Below are 18,569 nucleotides of genomic sequence, written 5' to 3'. Positions count from 1 at the left end.
TTAGCGGTCCACATCTGACATAACAAAATCAATACTACCCAGATGGACGATAAGGTCGGACACCAGGCTGCCGCGTACCGCTACCGGGATCTGCTGCAGGTGCGCATAGCTCGGGGTACGGATACGAGTACGGTAACTCATGGTGCTGCCATCGCTGGTCAGGTAGTAACTGTTGATACCCTTGGTCGCTTCCACCATCTGGAAGGACTCGTTTGCCGGCATAACCGGTCCCCACGAAACCTGCAGGAAGTGGGTGATCAGGGTTTCGATATGTTGCAGCGTGCGCTCTTTCGGCGGCGGCGTAGTCAGCGGGTGATCCGCTTTGAACGGGCCTTCCGGCATGTTGTTGAGGCACTGCTCAAGGATGCGCAGACTCTGGCGCAGCTCTTCAACTTTCAGCATTACGCGGGTATAGCAGTCAGACACGCCGCCGCCAACCGGAACTTCAAAGTCAAAGTTTTCGTAGCCAGAGTATGGACGGGCTTTACGCACGTCGAAATCAATACCGGTCGCACGCAGCGCAGCACCGGTACAACCCCAGTCCAGCGCTTCTTTCTTGCCATAGGCGGCAACGCCCTGGGAACGACCTTTCAGGATGGTGTTACGCAGTGCAGCTTTCTCGTAGGAATCCAGACGTTTTGGCATCCAGTCGAGGAAGTCACGCAGCAGCTTGTCCCAACCGCGCGGCAGATCGTGTGCGACACCGCCGATACGGAACCAGGCCGGGTGCATACGGTAACCGGTGATCGCTTCCACCACGTCATAAATTTTCTGACGATCGGTAAAGGCGAAGAAAACCGGCGTCATCGCGCCGACGTCCTGAATGAACGTGGAGATGTACAGCAGGTGGCTGTTGATACGGAACAGTTCAGACAACATAACGCGAATCACGTTGACGCGATCCGGCGTGGTGATGCCCGCCAGTTTCTCAACCGCCAGTACGTAAGGCATTTCGTTGACGCAGCCGCCGAGGTATTCGATACGGTCGGTGTACGGAATGTAGCTGTGCCAGGACTGACGTTCACCCATCTTTTCAGCGCCACGGTGGTGGTAGCCGATGTCAGGCACGCAGTCGACGATTTCTTCGCCATCAAGCTGCAGCACAATACGGAACGCGCCGTGAGAAGACGGGTGGTTAGGGCCGAGGTTGAGGAACATGAAGTCCTCGTTTTCGGTACCACGCTTCATGCCCCAGTCTTCGGGTTTGAAGGTCAGCGCTTCCATTTCCAGATCCTGTTTGGCTTTGGTCAGCTCAAACGGATCGAATTCGGTCGCACGCGCCGGGTAATCTTTACGCAGCGGGTGGCCTTGCCAGGTATGCGGCATCAGCAGACGCGTCAGGTGCGGGTGGCCTTCGATATCGATACCAAACATTTCCCAGGTTTCACGCTCATACCAGTTGGCGTTGGGGAACAGTTTGGTAAAAGTCGGTACACGCAGATCGTTTTCAGACAACGCCACCTTGAGCATGATATCGCGATTGCGTTCAATAGAAATCAGGTGATAGAAAACGGAAAAATCCGCGGCAGGTAACCCTTCGCGGTGCGTACGCAGACGTTCGTCCATGCCATGTAAGTCAAACAGCATGACGTAAGGTTTCGGCAGTCTCTTTAAGAAATCGCCAACTTCCAGTAATTGTTCACGCTTGACCCAAACAACGGGTACCCCGGTGCGAGTCGCCTGAACGGTAAAGGCATCCGGCCCAAAACGGTTGCGCAGTTCGCCAATGACCGGGTCATCAAGGTGATCCCGTGTTTGCCATACAGCATCTTGCGCGGTTAAGTCGGTCATATTGTTCACCATTGTAAATGGTCCGTGGTAGTCGGCAGTGCTTCGCGCTATTTATGTAGTGATAAGCGAAGGAAGTGCGGCTGCCGACAGGCGCAAATTAAATCTCGTCTGGTGTACGAAGATTCGTTACAGCAATACGTTCACCGCGTTTACGCTCGCGTTCTGACTGCATATTGGCGCGATAAACGCCCTGATCCCCAACCACCCAGGAGAGCGGACGGCGTTCTTTGCCAATGGAATCCTGCAGCAGCATCAGAGCCTGCATATACGCTTCTGGACGCGGCGGGCATCCCGGGATGTACACATCGACCGGAATAAATTTATCAACGCCCTGCACCACAGAATAGATGTCGTACATACCGCCGGAGTTGGCGCATGCGCCCATGGAAATAACCCATTTTGGTTCCAGCATCTGATCGTAGAGGCGCTGAATAACCGGTGCCATTTTGGTAAAGCAGGTTCCAGCCACGACCATCAGGTCAGCCTGACGCGGCGATGCACGCAGTACTTCCGCACCAAAACGGGCCACATCGTGCACAGCGGTAAACGAGGTCACCATCTCAACGTAGCAGCAGGAAAGGCCAAAGTTATATGGCCAAATTGAGTTTTTACGGCCCCAGTTAACCATGTCATGGAGCTTGCCCATGAACACGTTTTTATTAACTTCTTGCTCCAGGGGGTCGGTTACGATCTCCTGTTTTTGCAGGGGGTAACGGTCGTTCTCACCGTTAGGATCTATGCGGGTGAGCGTATAATCCATCTTAATGCCTCGCGGTTAGCGTTGACGATTAGCGATACTGTTCGTTTCCGGGTTCATACGCTCGCGGCGTGAACGCGCGGGCGTCCAGTCCAGCGCGCCAATACGCACCAGATAAACCAGACCAGCCAGTAACACAAAAATAAAAATTGCAGCTTCCACAAAGCCAATCCAACCGCTTTCACGGATAGATGTTGACCATGCGAACAGATACAGCGCTTCAACGTCGAAGATAACGAAGAACATGGCTACCAGATAAAACTTGGCAGACAGGCGCAAGCGGGCGGTGCCGACCGAGTCGATACCTGATTCAAACGGCACGTTTTTAGATCTCGCGCGCGCGCGACCACCTAAAAACCAGCCGCCGACAAGCATCAGGCAGCACAGGCCAATGGCGACAATAAGAAAGATAGCGAATGCCCAGTGATGAGCGATGATTTCAGTGGATGTTGACATACTCATTGCTTACTCATCAAAAGTAGCGCCAAATTCTCTGCTCTTTTCGGCAGATGAACGCCACATCGATTCATGGGGAGGAATAAAAAAAACCTTACAATCACTGTAGAAAACCATTTTATACAGCCAATTGATGGGGTTTTTTACTCCTTTCTATAACCTTTTGTCAACTTTAACAAAAGTTTCCTCACATTATTTTACACCACTCCAACCTCATTAACATAAAGTGCTGTTTACACCCATTTCGGTTGCATCATCGGTCTTTTTTAATGTTGTTGAATCGTGTCCGTAGTGAAGTAAAAAAGATAATACTCGTCTATTTTGACAGGAATTCACACTAATGCCTCCCCCTAAATGGGAGTATTTTCTTGATCTGTGACACGCTTTTGTTAATTCACCATAAAAAACAGCAACAATTTCTCTAGTTTTTTAACATGGAAACAATTAACACTTCTGCTGATTATTTTTCACCCTATTTGCTGGCTGTTTTTTTACCCGCTGATTTTGTTAAGTTTTAGTATAGCAAATGACATAAACCAATGTTATTTGCATAAAAAAAGAGCCGCTGGATGTTTTTTCATCATTAGCGGCTCTTTTTTTACACTTACATTTTAAAACATTTTTTGTGACGCGTTACTCGAAGTCGCCTTCAATAAGGAGCGAATCATCTCCCCCTTCGGGGGTAAACTGATTGTATTGCCAAGGGTTTTGATATGTCTGCATCGAGTTAAAGATCACCTGAGCTAAATCATTTTGCGTAGCCGGATCGCAGCACAACAGATACTCGGTATCAGGCAATGGCGGTAATCCGTCCGCCGCGCCCAGTACGCGTAAATCAGGGCTCATCATTTCAACGGGACGCGCAGTAACGCCCAGACCGGCTTTGACCGCAGCACGAACCGCAGGCAATGTTGAAGCAACATACGCTAAGCGCCACGGGATCTGCGCAGCATTCAGCGTTGCCAACACCATATCGCGGAACGGGCTCGGATCGTCCAACAGTACCAACGGGACCGGCTCACCTTTTTGCAGGATATATTCGGCCGCACAATACCAGTGCGTCGGCGAAGTGCGCAGATTCAGGCATTCAAAATCGCCCGGACGGTTAGTCGTTACCACCAAATCCACTTCTTGCGACTTCAGCATATCCACCATATAGGCGTTGCGCTTGACCCTTACATCCAATGCAAGCTTCGGATAAACCGAGCTTATACGGTTGAGCAGGAAAGGCAGTATCGTATCGGCGGATTCATCAGAAGCGCCAATAGTTAACACTCCCTGAAGATTGTTAAACATTAATGATGAGCATGCCTCATCATTAAAACGCAATATTTTTCTGGCGTAACCCAACAGCTGTATACCATGTTCGGTCAGCAGTTTGTTGCGTCCATGACGCGCGAACAACTCTTTCCCCACGAGTTGCTCAAGACGCTGCATTTGCTGACTCACCGCAGACTGAGTGCGACATACCGCAGCTGCCGCAGCCGCGAAGGTATTCAGGTCGGCAACAGCAACGAAGGTTCTCAGCAGATCGAGGTCGAGGTTAATTATCGGACGATTTGCATTTATCATAGTTTTTCACTTACTCGCGGGTCATACCGGGTTAATGCTGTGCATTCAGAATCAAACCACTCCATTTGTTATCTGCCTTCCTTGCAGTTTCGCTTAGTGTAACCAAGTGAAAATAAGGATGTATTTGGTTTAACAAACGAAACAATTCTCTTTCTACGCTATATAATAACCGTGACACTCATCGGAATATAGCAACGAGAAAGGGCCATATTTTTAGCTGCTGGATGATTCTGACTAATGGAAAACATGTAAATTTTGTAAATTTAAAAAAACTTAACGAACAATAATTTACACATTAAAAACTAACTTTTCAGTACGTTAGGAACAACCAACAAACATTTGAATTATCGTAAAATTCGTACTACGCACCATTTCATGAGACTTATCTTAACCTAAAACCACTATATTTATAAGTGTTATCGCGAATAATTCGAGTCTACCTGAGGTTATGTCTGACCTGCGGTTTTCGTATTATTAGGCCATTCAATTTAATGCGATTTAAATATTAAATAATAATTAATTAAGAATCCTTCAATTCATTAATTATACTTAACAATGAATTCACACCGTACCACGCACGGATCAGGCCGATAACAGCCCTCGCAGATAAAACCTCAGTATTTTCGAATGACGTCATACCGCTTATGTGTCGGCGATCTTTTGCTTTACAGAGTTAAGTTTTTTTGACCAGACAAACCACCACACCCAAACCAACACTACAAAATATATCACCAATATAATACAATCCACCGGATTATTATTCCATGATAATTGCGTTATTTAGTTATTAACAGTTAATTATAACTTCATGGATTTTCAAAATCTTCTACTAAAGACCCTTCAAAACTTACCGTCGTGGGAGTACATTGTGCTGGGCTGACTTCCACGGCAGGGAGTGGCATTCACAGCTAAAAAGGTCAACGTTCATGTCCCCCATTGAAAAATCCAGCAAATTAGAAAACGTCTGTTATGACATTCGCGGCCCGGTTCTGAAGGAAGCAAAGCGCCTGGAAGAAGAAGGCAATAAAGTTCTGAAACTTAACATCGGCAACCCGGCACCATTCGGGTTTGAAGCGCCAGACGAAATTCTGGTTGATGTGATCCGCAATTTGCCAACAGCGCAAGGATATTGCGACTCCAAAGGTCTTTATTCAGCCCGTAAAGCGATCATGCAGCATTACCAGGCCCGCGGGATGCGCGATGTGACCGTGGAAGATATCTATATCGGTAACGGCGTTTCCGAATTGATTGTGCAGGCCATGCAGGCATTGCTGAACAGTGGGGACGAAATGCTCGTTCCGGCACCTGATTATCCACTGTGGACGGCAGCGGTATCGCTCTCCGGCGGTAACGCCGTGCATTACCTGTGTGACGAATCATCTGACTGGTTCCCGGACCTTGACGACATTCGCGCCAAAATTACCCCGCGTACGCGTGGGATCGTCATCATTAACCCCAACAACCCAACCGGCGCTGTGTATTCCAAAGAGCTGCTGATGGAGATTGTTGAAATTGCTCGCCAGAACAACCTCATCATTTTTGCGGATGAGATTTACGACAAAATTCTCTACGATGATGCTGAACACCACTCGATCGCCGCAATGGCGCCGGACCTGCTGACTATTACCTTCAACGGCCTGTCAAAAACCTATCGCGTTGCCGGTTTCCGTCAGGGCTGGATGGTGCTGAACGGGCCGAAGAAACATGCCAAGGGGTACATCGAAGGTCTTGAGATGCTGGCCTCTATGCGCTTATGTGCTAACGTTCCGGCGCAACATGCGATTCAGACCGCGCTGGGCGGATACCAGAGCATCAGTGAATTTATCATGCCTGGCGGGCGCCTGTATGAACAACGCAACCGCGCCTGGGAGTTACTCAATGATATTCCCGGCGTCTCCTGCGTGAAACCGCGCGGCGCGCTGTATATGTTCCCGAAAATCGACGCTAAACGCTTCAACATTCATGACGACCAGAAAATGGTGCTCGACTTCCTGTTGCAGGAAAAAGTGCTGCTGGTTCAGGGAACGGCGTTCAACTGGCCGTGGCCGGATCATTTCCGCATCGTCACGCTCCCGCGCATTGACGATATCGAAATGTCGCTGAGTAAATTTGAGCGCTTCCTGTCAGGGTATCACCAGCTGTAATAAAACACGGGCTGTTGGATCAGTATGACGAGTATTTGCATCTGACAGCCTTCTCTGCGCACAATGACTCTTAGGTTGCCATCATATAAGGGTCGTTATGAAGCAGAGCCATTTTTTTGCCCACCTCTCCCGTCTGAAGCTCATTAACCGCTGGCCGCTGATGCGCAACGTGCGCACCGAAAATGTGTCCGAGCATAGTTTGCAAGTCGCCATGGTCGCTCATGCGTTGGCGGCGATCAAAAACCGTAAATTTGGTGGTCAGCTTAATGCAGAGCGCATTGCCCTGTTGGCAATGTACCATGACGCTTCAGAGGTGCTGACCGGTGACCTCCCTACCCCGGTAAAATACTTCAACTCACAAATCGCCCAGGAATATAAAGCGATAGAGAAAATTGCCCAGCAAAAGCTGGTCGATATGGTGCCCGACGAGCTACGCGATATTTTTGCTCCGCTGATTGATGAACATGCTTACAGCGAAGAAGAGAAATCTATTGTCAAACAGGCCGATGCGCTGTGCGCTTATCTGAAGTGTCTGGAAGAGCTTTCGGCGGGCAATAATGAGTTCTTGTTGGCGAAAACGCGGCTGGAAAAAACGCTGGAGTCGCGGCGCAGCGAAGAGATGGACTATTTTATGGAGGTGTTTGTCCCGAGCTTTCACCTCTCATTAGATGAGATCAGCCAGGATTCACCGCTTTAAACGATGTTGCCGGATGGCGACGTCAACGTCTTATCCGGCACATAAAAATCAAAACGGGAACAGCATCGGGATCATCACCACGCACACCGCCATCACGATCACCGTAAACGGCACGCCAATTTTCACGAAATCGCTAAAGCTATAGTTACCCGGTCCCAGCACCAGCGTGTTTACCGGCGAAGAGACCGGTGTCATAAAGGCTGCGGATGCCGCCATTGCAATCACCATCGCAAAAGGATACGGCGAAACCCCCATCGACTTTGCCGCCGCCAGGGCAATTGGCGCCATGAGTACCGCCGTCGCAGTATTTGAGATAAATAACCCGATGCTCGCGCACAGGACGAACAGGCAACCCAACATCATGTACGGGCCATACCCGCCGCCGACGTCCATCAGTCCTTTTACTACCAGATCGACACCGCCGGTTTTTTGTAGCGCCAGTGCAAAGGGCATCATCCCGACGATCAAAATAATGCTCGGCCAGTGAATCGCTTTATAGGCGCTTTCGGCATCGATACAGCGGAATTTCCCCATCAGCAGGCAGGCGATAATTGCGGCAACCGTATTAGGAATTTCATCGGTAAGCATCAGGGCCACCATCAGCACCAGGCAGAAAATGGCATGTGGCGCCTGACTGTGCGCCGGGGAGGCTTCACTGACCTCAGCTGGCATGTTCAACACCACGAAGTCGCGCCCTTTTTGTCCCAGCAGTGTGATGAGCTTCCAGTTACCCACCACCAGAATGATATCCCCCATCAGCAACGGTTCATCCACCACCGCGCCTGCCAGCGCCGTACCATCGCGTTTCAGGCCGACCACATTCAGACCGTAACGCGTACGAAAGGCTATCTCCCGTACCGTTTTGCCAATCAGTTCCGATTCAGGGATCAGTGAGATCTCAGCCATGCCCACATCAAGCGCCTGCTCGGAGAAGTATTCCCCGCGCAGCACCATTGGCTCCAGCAGTTGCTCACTGCAAAATTCTCGCAGATCGACATCCGCTGCAGACATATCAATCAGCAGCACGTCACGGGCGCGAAACTCAGAAACCCCGTTAACATCAACAATCACGCGACGAAAGCGCCGCCAGCGCTCCACGCCAATCACGTTTGCTCCGTAACGCTCACGCAGCTTCAGGTCGTCCAGACGCTGGCCAATCATCGGTGAACCAGGGCGAATCGCCAGACGGCGGGCACGCCCCGTGAGGCGATACTCTTTGATTAAATCGCGAAAAGTCCGGCGTTTCCAACCGTCTCCCGGCTGCCCGGAGTCTTCACCCTTCAGCATAAAGCGCATCAGCAGCATATAAATTATGCCAAGCACCAGAACCACCAGCCCCAGCGGAGTGACGCTAAAAAAGCTGAAGCCGTTAAGTCCTTCGCGTAACAATTCACTGTTGACGACCAGGTTTGGCGGTGTCGCCACCAGCGTCATCATACCGCTTATCAATCCGGCAAAGCTCAGCGGCATCATCAGGCGCGAGGGAGAAATTTGCATGCGCATGGAAACGCTTAAGACAACCGGTATAAAGATAGCAACCACGCCGGTCGAACTCATAAACGCACCGAGCCCGGCCACGGTTATCATCAGCAACACCAGCATTTTGACTTCACTGCTGCCGGCAACCTTCACCAGCCAGGCCCCCATCACCGTCGCCACCCCGGTACGCACCAGACCGTCGCCGATAATAAATAAAGCCGCGATCAAAATAACGTTAGGATCGCTGAACCCGGAAAAAGCTTCTGTGATGCTCAATGTTCCACTCAGAACAAAGGCAATAATGACCAGCAAAGCGATCGCGTCCATACGCACTCTGCCAGTTGCAAACAAGACGACGGCAATCGCCAACAATGAGAGAACCCATATCAATTCACCGTTCACAACATATCCTTGTTAAATGAGAGGGATGGAGCGATTCTGCCATAAAAAAGCCCCAACAATCTGGGGCTAAATCATGATCAGGTATTTCTTACAACGACCACATTTCCGTTGGGCTGCTTGGTCACAGAAATATGTTCCAGACTGGTCAGCGAAAAATCGACCTCATCCAGACGCGGCGTGTCCGCTGGCGCATTTACCGCTATTACATGGCACCCTGCCGCCAGTCCCGAGAGCACCCCTGCGGGCGCATCCTCGACTACCGCGCATTCCTGTGGCGCCAGGCCCAGTAACTGAGCGCCTAACAGATAGGCGTCTGGCTCTGGCTTCCCTCTTTTTACCCGTTCGGCAGTGACAAACACTTCAGGAGCAGGAAGTCCTGCGACACGATGACGCGCCCGTGCGACCGGCATTGAACCGGAAGTCACAATCGCCCATGGAATGCCCGCTTTGTTGAGATGGTTGAGCAAGTCAACCGCCCCTGGCAGCGCGGTAATCCCCGCGGTTTCCGTCGCTTCGATCTGCTCCAGGCGGGTGAACTCCGCAGCGATCTCCGCCTCGGACTTGCCCACCATAAAGTGTCGCAGGGAGGTAATGGCCTGCTTACCATGAATAAAGCCGAGCACCTCGGCGTGATCGAGGCCAAAACGATCGGCCCAGTTGCACCACGCGCGCTCTACTGCGGGTAAGGAATCGACCAGCGTTCCATCCAGATCAAACAGAAAACCTTTGCACTGCACGCTCGCCCCCTCAGGCATTAATGATTTGGTTAATTTCATTCGCGCTCAGGTGATACTGGCGCGGGCAAGAGTGCCAGACATTCAGCATACGTTGATATTTTTCCCACATCGGGGTCTGGGCGTTGAAGCCATGCGTACCCGCATCAAAGTGGGTATAACGCCCTTCCACATTGACCATAAACCGTACATACCCGAGGAAACGGGCTTCCGTTGCAGCGTCAAAGCCGAGGAAGGTCACGCGGCGCTCATCAATAGACTGCGCGTCTTTTAGATTAGTCCAGGACACATGTAATGCGTGATACATCTCCATAATATCGATAACCGTACGGCAGGTTTCTTCCGTCAGCTCACCAAACTCACGATCCAGCTCGCGCATCTGCAAGCCGTAACCGCGTTCAATAATCGTCTGCAAACGACGATAACGCTCGGCGTTAGTGGGATCGAGCATAGTCATCATTTTGTACTGGTTAGACAAAATCAGACGTTGAGCGTTGGTCATTTCCATTTGGGACTCCTGTATCACTACTACTACGATGAAAAAAAGAAGGCATCTTGTGCCTTCTTTTATATGCGTAATCAGGGGTCAATTACAAATCATCAAGGAAAGTTTTATCCAGTTGTTTGAAGGCGCGCTTAAGCGTGTCAGCCAGCGCCTGATAATCAGGCTTTCCTTCTACCGGAGCGAGCGCCTGCCCGGCCTCTTGCAATTTACCCCGAACTTCGTAGAACCAGTTGAGTATTGAAGGCGGCAGCGGCGTGACAGAACGCTTACCCAGCCACCACATGCCCTGCATCGGCAGACTGAGCGCAAACAGCGCCGTCGCCACGGCGGGTCCCAACTGCCCGCCTAAAGCAATTTGCCAGCATAAGGTGAAAACAGCGATGGGCGGCATAAAACGGATTGCGTAACGCGTCATACGGATGACGCGGTTCTCAACAAATACGGGCGCGAGGCGCTTTTCCATTGGCCACGTCTTCGCATAGTGCTGCCCCCGGCGAAACAAACTAAAAAAATTGACGGAACGATTATCCGGTGTCGACATGGCGGTTACCTCAACTTCACATATAAAAATTAAAAAATTTGTGCAAAACAACAACTATAAAGGACATCGTTCAAAACATTTTGTCTTTGATACCCACATTCAGGTATCCTGTGCCGGCCTGTAAGGCCTTTAGTCCAAAATCATTGAGTCGTCAAATTGGCATACAGTATGCCACTGGCTGAAAAATACGCAAAATGACATAGACTCAAAGGTATTTATTCCATCGTGCCCAAAAAGACTCTGGCGCATGATGTTAATCATAAACGTCGGTATCATCATGCGCTACGCTCTATGACTCCCTGACGTTTTTTTAGCCACGTATCATAAATAGGTACTTCCATGTCGAGTAAGTTAGTACTGGTTCTGAACTGCGGTAGCTCCTCACTGAAATTTGCCATCATCGATGCAGTAAACGGTGAAGAATACCTCTCTGGTTTAGCCGAATGTTTCCATCTCCCAGAAGCACGCATCAAGTGGAAAATGGACGGCGGTAAACAAGAAGCGGCTTTAGGTGCAGGCGCCGCTCACAGTGAAGCGCTGAACTTTATCGTTAACACTATTCTGGCACAAAAACCAGAATTGTCTGCGCAATTGACCGCTATCGGTCACCGTATCGTACACGGCGGCGAGAAGTATACCAGCTCTGTGGTTATCGATGATTCCGTTATCCAGGGCATCAAAGATTCTGCCTCTTTCGCACCGCTGCATAACCCGGCTCACCTGATCGGTATCGCAGAAGCGCTGAAATCCTTCCCAAGCCTGAAAGACAAAAACGTCGCTGTGTTCGACACCGCGTTCCATCAGACTATGCCGGAAGAGTCTTACCTCTATGCTCTGCCGTACAGCCTGTACAAAGAACACGGCGTTCGTCGTTACGGCGCGCACGGCACCAGCCACTTCTTTGTTACTCAGGAAGCGGCAAAAATGCTGAACAAACCGGTTGATGAACTGAACATCATCACTTGCCATCTGGGCAACGGCGGTTCTGTATCTGCTATCCGTAACGGTAAATGTGTTGATACCTCCATGGGCCTGACCCCGCTGGAAGGTCTGGTGATGGGTACACGTTCCGGTGACATCGACCCGGCGATCATCTTCCACCTGCACGACACCCTGGGCATGAGCGTTGACCAGATCAACAAAATGCTGACCAAAGAATCCGGTCTGCTGGGTCTGACCGAAGTCACCAGCGACTGCCGTTATGTTGAAGATAACTACACAACCAAAGAAGACGCTAAACGTGCAATGGACGTTTACTGCCACCGTCTGGCGAAGTACATCGGTTCTTACACTGCGCTGATGGATGGTCGTCTGGATGCGGTTGTCTTCACTGGTGGTATCGGTGAAAACGCAGCGATGGTTCGTGAACTGTCTCTGGGCAAACTGGGCGTTCTGGGCTTTGAAGTTGACCACGAGCGTAACCTGGCCGCACGTTTCGGCAAATCTGGTTTCATCAACAAAGAAGGTACCCGTCCTGCGGTGGTTATCCCAACCAACGAAGAACTGGTTATCGCGCAAGACGCGAGCCGTCTGACTGCCTGATTTCACACCGCCAGCCTAGCTGGCGGTGCTGTTTTGTAACCCGCCTGAAATGGGCGGTAACGAAAGAGGATAAACCGTGTCCCGTATTATTATGCTGATCCCTACCGGAACCAGCGTCGGCCTGACCAGCGTCAGCCTCGGCGTGATCCGTGCTATGGAACGCAAAGGCGTTCGTCTGAGCGTCTTTAAACCCATCGCTCAGCCTCGTGCCGGTGGCGATGCGCCAGACCAGACTACCACTATCGTTCGTGCGAACTCTAACCTGCCAGCTGCTGAGCCGCTGAAGATGAGCCACGTTGAATCTCTGCTGTCCAGCAATCAGAAAGATGTGCTGATGGAAGAGATCATCGCGAATTACCACGCGAACACCAAAGATGCTGAAGTTGTACTGGTTGAAGGCCTGGTCCCAACACGTAAGCATCAGTTCGCGCAGTCTCTGAACTACGAAATCGCGAAAACGCTGAATGCGGAAATCGTCTTCGTGATGTCTCAGGGTACCGATACCCCGGAACAGCTGAACGAGCGTATTGAACTGACTCGCAGCAGCTTCGGCGGCGCGAAAAACACCAACATCACTGGCGTTATCGTTAACAAACTGAACGCGCCGGTTGATGACCAGGGCCGTACTCGCCCGGATCTGTCCGAGATTTTCGACGACTCTTCCAAAGCGCAGGTGATCAAAGTTGATCCGGCTAAACTGCAAGAATCCAGCCCGCTGCCGGTTCTGGGCGCGGTGCCATGGAGCTTCGATCTGATCGCTACCCGTGCAATCGATATGGCGCGTCACCTGAACGCTACCATCGTTAACGAAGGCGATATCAACACCCGTCGCGTGAAGTCTGTGACTTTCTGCGCACGTAGCATTCCGCACATGCTGGAGCACTTCCGCGCAGGTTCTCTGCTGGTGACGTCTGCCGACCGTCCTGACGTGCTGGTTGCAGCATGTCTGGCTGCTATGAACGGCGTAGAAATCGGTGCTCTGCTGCTGACTGGCGGCTACGAAATGGACGCGCGCATCAACAAACTGTGCGAACGTGCATTCGCTACCGGCCTGCCGGTATTCATGGTGAACACCAATACCTGGCAGACCTCTCTGAGCCTGCAGAGCTTCAACCTGGAAGTTCCGGTTGACGATCACGAGCGCATCGAAAAAGTTCAGGAATACGTTGCTAACTACATCAACGCTGACTGGATTGAATCTCTGACCGCGACTTCTGAACGCAGCCGTCGCCTGTCTCCACCGGCGTTCCGTTATCAGCTGACCGAGCTGGCGCGTAAAGCGGGCAAACGTGTTGTTCTGCCGGAAGGCGACGAACCGCGTACCGTTAAAGCGGCTGCTATCTGTGCTGAACGCGGTATTGCTACCTGCGTTCTGTTGGGTAACCCGGATGAGATCACCCGCGTTGCGGCCTCTCAGGGCGTTGAGCTGGGTGCTGGCGTAGAAATCGTTGATCCCGATGTGGTTCGCGAAAGCTACGTTGCTCGCCTGGTTGAGCTGCGTAAGAACAAAGGCATGACCGAAACCGTTGCCCGCGAACAGCTGGAAGACAACGTGGTTCTCGGTACCCTGATGCTGGAGCAGGACGACGTTGACGGTCTGGTTTCTGGTGCCGTTCACACTACCGCAAACACCATTCGTCCACCGCTGCAGTTGATCAAAACTGCGCCGGGTAGCTCGCTGGTGTCTTCCGTGTTCTTCATGCTGCTGCCGGAACAGGTTTACGTTTACGGTGACTGCGCGATCAACCCGGATCCGACTGCTGAACAACTGGCAGAAATCGCCATTCAGTCCGCTGAATCCGCCATCGCCTTCGGTATCGAACCGCGCGTTGCGATGCTTTCCTACTCCACCGGTACCTCTGGTGCAGGTAGCGATGTAGAGAAAGTTCGCGAAGCGACTCGTCTGGCGCAGGAAAAACGTCCTGACCTGATGATCGACGGTCCGCTGCAGTACGACGCCGCGGTTATGGCTGACGTAGCGAAATCCAAAGCGCCGAACTCGCCGGTTGCAGGTCGCGCTACCGTGTTCATCTTCCCGGATCTGAACACCGGCAACACCACCTACAAAGCGGTACAGCGTTCTGCCGACCTGATCTCCATCGGGCCAATGCTGCAGGGTATGCGCAAGCCGGTGAACGACCTGTCCCGTGGTGCGCTGGTAGACGATATCGTCTATACCATCGCCCTGACCGCGATCCAGTCATCCCAGCAGCAGAAGTAATTTGCTGCGGTGTGCCGGATCTCTTATCCGGCAACACCTCTGCTTATCAAACCGGAAATAGCTGATATTTCCGGTTTTTTTATATCTGTTTTTTCTTTGGTACATTCTGAAATATTTGCCAGGATGCGCTGCATCAATGAATAACTATTCTTCTGTTTGCATACTTACTCTCTTTTGCATTGCAACAGGGATAGTCTTTCATGTCAGCAGTCACAGAATCACAGCCAGCCAAAAAATGGGCGATGCCCGATACGCTGGTGATTATTTTTTTCGTCGCCATTTTAACCAGCCTGGCGACATGGGTTGTTCCGGTCGGGATGTTCGACAGCCAGGAAGTGCAGTATCAGGTTGATGGGCAAACCAAAACCCGTAAAGTTGTCGACCCCCACTCTTTTCGTATTCTGACCAACGATGCGGGTGAAGAGCAGTATCACCGGGTGCAGTTTTTCACCACCGGAGATGAACGCCCTGGCCTGATGAATTTTCCGTTTGAAGGATTAACCTCCGGCTCTAAATTCGGCACCGCCGTCGGCATTATTATGTTTATGCTGGTGATTGGCGGCGCATTCGGCATCGTTATGCGTACCGGAACCATTGATAACGGTATCCTGGCGCTCATTCGCCATACGCGAGGTAACGAGGTCCTGTTTATCCCGGTGCTGTTTGTTCTCTTCTCATTAGGCGGCGCGGTGTTTGGCATGGGCGAAGAGGCGGTCGCCTTTGCCATTATTATCGCGCCTTTGATGGTACGCTTAGGTTACGACAGTATCACCACCGTTCTGGTCACTTATATCGCCACCCAGATTGGTTTTGCCAGTTCCTGGATGAACCCGTTCTGCGTGGTGGTCGCACAGGGTATTGCAGGCGTCCCGGTGCTCTCTGGTTCTGGTCTGCGTATCGTCGTGTGGGTGGTTGCGACCCTGATAGGGCTGACCTTCACCCTGGCCTACGCAGCGCGCATCAAAAAAAATCCGCTTCTCTCCCGGGTACATGAGTCAGACCGTTTTTTTCGCGAGCAGCAGGACGAGGTTGTAGAACGCCGCTTCACGCTGGGCGACTGGTTGGTACTGCTGGTACTGACGGCGGTGATGATTTGGGTCGTCTGGGGCGTTATCGTCAACGCGTGGTTTATTCCTGAGATCGCCAGCCAGTTCTTCACGATGGGACTGGTGATTGGCATTATCGGCGTCGTGTTCCGTCTCAACGGTATGACGGTCAACGTCATGGCAGCTTCATTCACTGAAGGCGCGCGAATGATGATTGCTCCCGCCCTGCTGGTCGGTTTCGCCAAGGGCATATTACTGCTGGTCGGTAACGGAGAGGCGGGCGAAGCCAGCGTATTAAATACCCTGCTGCACAGCATTTCCAACGGTATCAGCGGGCTGGATAACGCTATCGCTGCATGGTTTATGCTGCTGTTCCAGGCGGTATTTAATTTCTTCGTCACGTCCGGTTCTGGCCAGGCTGCATTGACCATGCCGCTATTAGCGCCGCTGGGCGATCTGGTTGGCGTAAACCGTCAGGTCACCGTACTGGCCTTCCAGTTTGGCGACGGATTCAGTCACATTATCTATCCGACGTCGGCATCATTGATGGCAACGTTAGGCGTTTGTCGGGTGGATTTTCGTAAATGGCTGAAAGTAGGCGCCACGCTGTTGGGCCTGCTGTTTATTATGTCCAGCGTGGTGGTGATTGGGGCGCAGATAATGGGTTACCATTAAAAAATAATTGCCCGGCCTACATGATTTCTCGACGCTGTAGGCCGGATGAGCAGACGTTACTCGGCTTCTTCCTGCTTTTCGGCTTTCGCCCCTTCATTCTTGGCATTGCGGGTCATCCACAGCGCCAGCGCTTTCAGTGAGTCCGGCGTAAATTCGTCGCAGCGTGCGGTGATTTCTTCCGGCGTCAGCCAGCAAACTTCACTGACCTCTTCTTCCTGAAGCGCAAACGGCCCGTGGGAAACGCAGCTAAACAGCCCGCCCCAGACGCGACAGTTCTGGTCTTCAAAATAAAACTGACCGTGCTCGGCAAACGGCACGCCCGCAATCCCCAACTCCTCTTCCGCTTCACGGCGCGCTGAGTCCAGTAGCTGCTCGTCAGCCTGAACAACACCGCCAGCGGTGGCATCCAGCATGCCGGGCAAAAAATCTTTTGTCTCAGTCCTACGCTGAACCAGAATTTTGCCCATACCATCGTGCACCACGATATACGTCGCACGATGGCGTAAGCGCTGCGCCCGCATTTGTTCCCGGCTGGACTGTGCGATGACTTCGTTGTCTTCATTCACAATATCCACCCATTCCGTACTTGCCAAACGACGCTGTTCCACCATCAGGAAACCTTCTTTTTTCTGGCGCTCTTACGGCGCGTTTATGTTTGTGGGGTAAATTACGGATTAATCTCGATCTGCGCAATAACACTTTGATCATTGAGTGCCATTACGCTGAGAACATTATCATCCAGAATCCCGTAGCTTGCCGCAAAGCCTCCTTTCGGGATGCTTACCGAGCCAGGGTTAAAGTGATAGACATCCCCTTGCAACTCGGCAACCGGCAGATGAGTATGGCCATAAACCAGTACATCTCCCGCGCTGAGCGCTGGCATATTTTGCGGGCCAAAAAGATGCCCGTGCGTCAAAAAGAGTCGCTGGTTTTCTGTCAGAATTTGCTGCCACGGCGCGGTTATCGGAAAATGCAGGAGCATCTGATCCACTTCGCTGTCGCAATTGCCACGCACCGCAATAATCCGCGCTGCCAGTTCATTCAACCGCTCTGCAACCTGCGCGGGCGCATAGCCTTCCGGCAACGCATTACGCGGTCCGTGATTTAAAACATCACCCAATATCACCAGCCATTGCGCACCGCTTGTGCTAAACAGTTCGAGTACGCGTTCCGTGGCTGGCAACGAACCATGAATGTCCGATGCGAACATCAGTTTCATCACTCACTCCTCGTTGAAAAGTACCTTGTAATGATACTGGATTACGCTCCGATGGTCAGCAGGAACGCTTCGCTGAAAGCGCGATAAAACGCTGAACTGAAGCGCGCTGCCACTGGAAGGTGGCGTATTCCGCAAGCGCTTCTGGCACCTCATCGCCGTTAAGGACCAGACGATTAAGCATTAGCGCTAAATCGCAATCAGCGATACACCATTCGCCAAATAAATTCTGTTTACCATGGCTCAATAAACTGCTCGCAGTGGCAAACAGTTTTTCCGCACTGGCTTTTCCGGCGTCGCTCAGCGGCGCTTTTTTCACGCCAGCAAAAACCACATCCGTTGAGCGCTCTTCACGAATAGGCATCAGATCGCTGCGGATCCACGCCTGCACCTGGCGAGCCCGCGCGCGCTTTTGCACATCATGTGGGTAGATGCGCTCCCACTGCGGCGGGGCAAAGCTCTCTTCCAGAAACTCAGTAATTGCTGATGATTCGCTCAGCTCGAAATCGTCAATCTCCAGGACCGGCACGCGGCGCGTCAACGCATAACCTTGCCATGAAGGTTGCAAGTGTTCACCGCTGTTGAGATCAACAGTTTTCAGCGTAAAAGGTAGCCCTTTCTCTTGCAGAGCGACATAAACAGACAGCACGTAAGGGGAGAAAAAATTGGCATCTGACCACAGCGTAATTGCAGGTTTGCTCATAACGTCCTCTGAAGTGTATTGGCTTGCCTTCAAAATATAGAGTCTTTCTCTCGCTGTCACTTGATGAAAACTCACGCACGCCAACAGG

The 18,569-nt window shown here is 51.6% G+C and carries 16 protein-coding genes; 5 read left to right on the top strand and 11 right to left on the bottom strand.

Features of this window, described 5'->3' with window-relative positions; genetic code table 11:
• The 4 genes from nuoC to lrhA form a co-directional block, all read right to left on the bottom strand.
• The gene (nuoC, locus tag M4I31_RS07595; RefSeq protein ID WP_006683659.1) at positions 1–1,803 is read right to left on the bottom strand and encodes an NADH-quinone oxidoreductase subunit C/D; all 1,803 of its coding nucleotides are present in this window, start codon (positions 1,801–1,803) and stop codon (positions 1–3) included.
• Between the two features lie 85 nt (positions 1,804–1,888).
• Entirely contained in the window at positions 1,889–2,551 is a 663-nt protein-coding gene (nuoB, locus tag M4I31_RS07590; protein ID WP_003028075.1) for an NADH-quinone oxidoreductase subunit NuoB, read from the bottom strand.
• 15 nt (positions 2,552–2,566) lie between these two features.
• Entirely contained in the window at positions 2,567–3,010 is a 444-nt protein-coding gene (gene nuoA / locus M4I31_RS07585) for an NADH-quinone oxidoreductase subunit NuoA (protein WP_003028077.1), read from the bottom strand.
• 627 nt (positions 3,011–3,637) lie between these two features.
• On the bottom strand, positions 3,638–4,576 hold the full coding sequence (gene lrhA, locus M4I31_RS07580) for a transcriptional regulator LrhA (RefSeq protein ID WP_038642304.1): 939 nt from the start codon (positions 4,574–4,576) through the stop codon (positions 3,638–3,640).
• Positions 4,577–5,502: 926 nt separating this feature from the next.
• Here lrhA and alaA point away from each other — a divergent pair.
• On the top strand, positions 5,503–6,720 hold the full coding sequence (alaA, locus tag M4I31_RS07575; protein ID WP_005129483.1) for an alanine transaminase AlaA: 1,218 nt from the start codon (positions 5,503–5,505) through the stop codon (positions 6,718–6,720).
• Positions 6,721–6,817: 97 nt separating this feature from the next.
• Positions 6,818–7,417: a 5'-deoxynucleotidase gene (gene yfbR / locus M4I31_RS07570; RefSeq protein ID WP_042307093.1), complete on the top strand. Its 600-nt coding sequence runs from the start codon at positions 6,818–6,820 to the stop codon at positions 7,415–7,417.
• Between the two features lie 48 nt (positions 7,418–7,465).
• On the opposite strand, the gene M4I31_RS07565 is transcribed toward yfbR, so the two are convergent.
• The 4 genes from M4I31_RS07565 to yfbV all read right to left on the bottom strand — a co-directional run bounded on the left by M4I31_RS07565 (position 7,466) and on the right by yfbV (position 11,078).
• Positions 7,466–9,298 carry an SLC13 family permease gene (locus M4I31_RS07565; protein ID WP_038642308.1) on the bottom strand — a complete coding sequence of 611 codons (1,833 nt, stop codon included), beginning with the start codon at positions 9,296–9,298 and terminating at the stop codon, positions 7,466–7,468.
• Positions 9,299–9,375: 77 nt separating this feature from the next.
• A complete protein-coding gene (locus M4I31_RS07560; RefSeq protein WP_087051296.1) occupies positions 9,376–10,053 on the bottom strand; it encodes a sugar phosphatase in 678 nt (225 codons plus the stop codon).
• The gene (locus tag M4I31_RS07555) at positions 10,046–10,540 is read right to left on the bottom strand and encodes a YfbU family protein (RefSeq protein ID WP_038642310.1); all 495 of its coding nucleotides are present in this window, start codon (positions 10,538–10,540) and stop codon (positions 10,046–10,048) included. Before M4I31_RS07555 ends, M4I31_RS07560 begins: the two co-directional genes overlap by 8 nt.
• Positions 10,541–10,622: 82 nt before the next feature.
• Positions 10,623–11,078 carry a terminus macrodomain insulation protein YfbV gene (gene yfbV, locus M4I31_RS07550; RefSeq protein ID WP_038642312.1) on the bottom strand — a complete coding sequence of 152 codons (456 nt, stop codon included), beginning with the start codon at positions 11,076–11,078 and terminating at the stop codon, positions 10,623–10,625.
• A gap of 339 nt (positions 11,079–11,417) precedes the next feature.
• On the opposite strand from yfbV, the gene ackA reads away from it, so the two are divergent.
• The 3 genes from ackA (at position 11,418) to yfcC (ending at position 16,562) form a co-directional block, all read left to right on the top strand.
• Positions 11,418–12,620 (top strand): acetate kinase, encoded by a 1,203-nt coding sequence (ackA, locus tag M4I31_RS07545; protein ID WP_006683648.1) that lies wholly within the window; start codon positions 11,418–11,420, stop codon positions 12,618–12,620.
• Between the two features lie 76 nt (positions 12,621–12,696).
• A complete protein-coding gene (gene pta / locus M4I31_RS07540) occupies positions 12,697–14,841 on the top strand; it encodes a phosphate acetyltransferase (protein WP_038642314.1) in 2,145 nt (714 codons plus the stop codon).
• Positions 14,842–15,041: 200 nt separating this feature from the next.
• Positions 15,042–16,562: a putative basic amino acid antiporter YfcC gene (gene yfcC / locus M4I31_RS07535; protein WP_085047813.1), complete on the top strand. Its 1,521-nt coding sequence runs from the start codon at positions 15,042–15,044 to the stop codon at positions 16,560–16,562.
• 56 nt (positions 16,563–16,618) lie between these two features.
• Here yfcC and yfcD read toward each other — a convergent pair whose 3' ends face one another.
• From yfcD to yfcF, 3 genes are read right to left on the bottom strand one after another with little or no spacing between them, the layout of a single operon-like run.
• Complete coding sequence (yfcD, locus tag M4I31_RS07530) at positions 16,619–17,173, bottom strand: NUDIX hydrolase YfcD (RefSeq protein ID WP_006683645.1); 555 nt, start codon at positions 17,171–17,173, stop codon at positions 16,619–16,621.
• A 56-nt stretch (positions 17,174–17,229) separates the two neighbouring features.
• Positions 17,230–17,781: a phosphodiesterase gene (yfcE, locus tag M4I31_RS07525; RefSeq protein WP_085047812.1), complete on the bottom strand. Its 552-nt coding sequence runs from the start codon at positions 17,779–17,781 to the stop codon at positions 17,230–17,232.
• Positions 17,782–17,836: 55 nt separating this feature from the next.
• A complete protein-coding gene (gene yfcF / locus M4I31_RS07520; RefSeq protein WP_085047811.1) occupies positions 17,837–18,481 on the bottom strand; it encodes a glutathione transferase in 645 nt (214 codons plus the stop codon).
• Positions 18,482–18,569 lie beyond the last annotated feature (88 nt).

This window comes from Citrobacter sp. XT1-2-2, from assembly GCF_023516235.1.
GTDB lineage: Bacteria > Pseudomonadota > Gammaproteobacteria > Enterobacterales > Enterobacteriaceae > Citrobacter > Citrobacter werkmanii.
The sequence above is the reverse complement of the archived record's forward strand: the minus strand, read 5'-3'. Positions and strand labels throughout refer to the sequence as shown.

Excerpts from the sequence above, each read along its gene's own strand:
- nuoC (WP_006683659.1), bottom strand. The coding sequence starts at position 1,803 with ATGGTGAACAATATGACCGACTTAACCGCGCAAGATGCTGTATGGCAA.
- nuoB (WP_003028075.1), bottom strand. The coding sequence starts at position 2,551 with ATGGATTATACGCTCACCCGCATAGATCCTAACGGTGAGAACGACCGT.
- nuoA (WP_003028077.1), bottom strand. The coding sequence starts at position 3,010 with ATGAGTATGTCAACATCCACTGAAATCATCGCTCATCACTGGGCATTC.
- lrhA (WP_038642304.1), bottom strand. The coding sequence starts at position 4,576 with ATGATAAATGCAAATCGTCCGATAATTAACCTCGACCTCGATCTGCTG.
- alaA (WP_005129483.1), top strand. The coding sequence starts at position 5,503 with ATGTCCCCCATTGAAAAATCCAGCAAATTAGAAAACGTCTGTTATGAC.
- yfbR (WP_042307093.1), top strand. The coding sequence starts at position 6,818 with ATGAAGCAGAGCCATTTTTTTGCCCACCTCTCCCGTCTGAAGCTCATT.
- M4I31_RS07560 (WP_087051296.1), bottom strand. The coding sequence starts at position 10,053 with ATGCCTGAGGGGGCGAGCGTGCAGTGCAAAGGTTTTCTGTTTGATCTG.
- M4I31_RS07555 (WP_038642310.1), bottom strand. The coding sequence starts at position 10,540 with ATGGAAATGACCAACGCTCAACGTCTGATTTTGTCTAACCAGTACAAA.
- yfbV (WP_038642312.1), bottom strand. The coding sequence starts at position 11,078 with ATGTCGACACCGGATAATCGTTCCGTCAATTTTTTTAGTTTGTTTCGC.
- ackA (WP_006683648.1), top strand. The coding sequence starts at position 11,418 with ATGTCGAGTAAGTTAGTACTGGTTCTGAACTGCGGTAGCTCCTCACTG.
- yfcC (WP_085047813.1), top strand. The coding sequence starts at position 15,042 with ATGTCAGCAGTCACAGAATCACAGCCAGCCAAAAAATGGGCGATGCCC.
- yfcD (WP_006683645.1), bottom strand. The coding sequence starts at position 17,173 with ATGGTGGAACAGCGTCGTTTGGCAAGTACGGAATGGGTGGATATTGTG.
- yfcE (WP_085047812.1), bottom strand. The coding sequence starts at position 17,781 with ATGAAACTGATGTTCGCATCGGACATTCATGGTTCGTTGCCAGCCACG.
- yfcF (WP_085047811.1), bottom strand. The coding sequence starts at position 18,481 with ATGAGCAAACCTGCAATTACGCTGTGGTCAGATGCCAATTTTTTCTCC.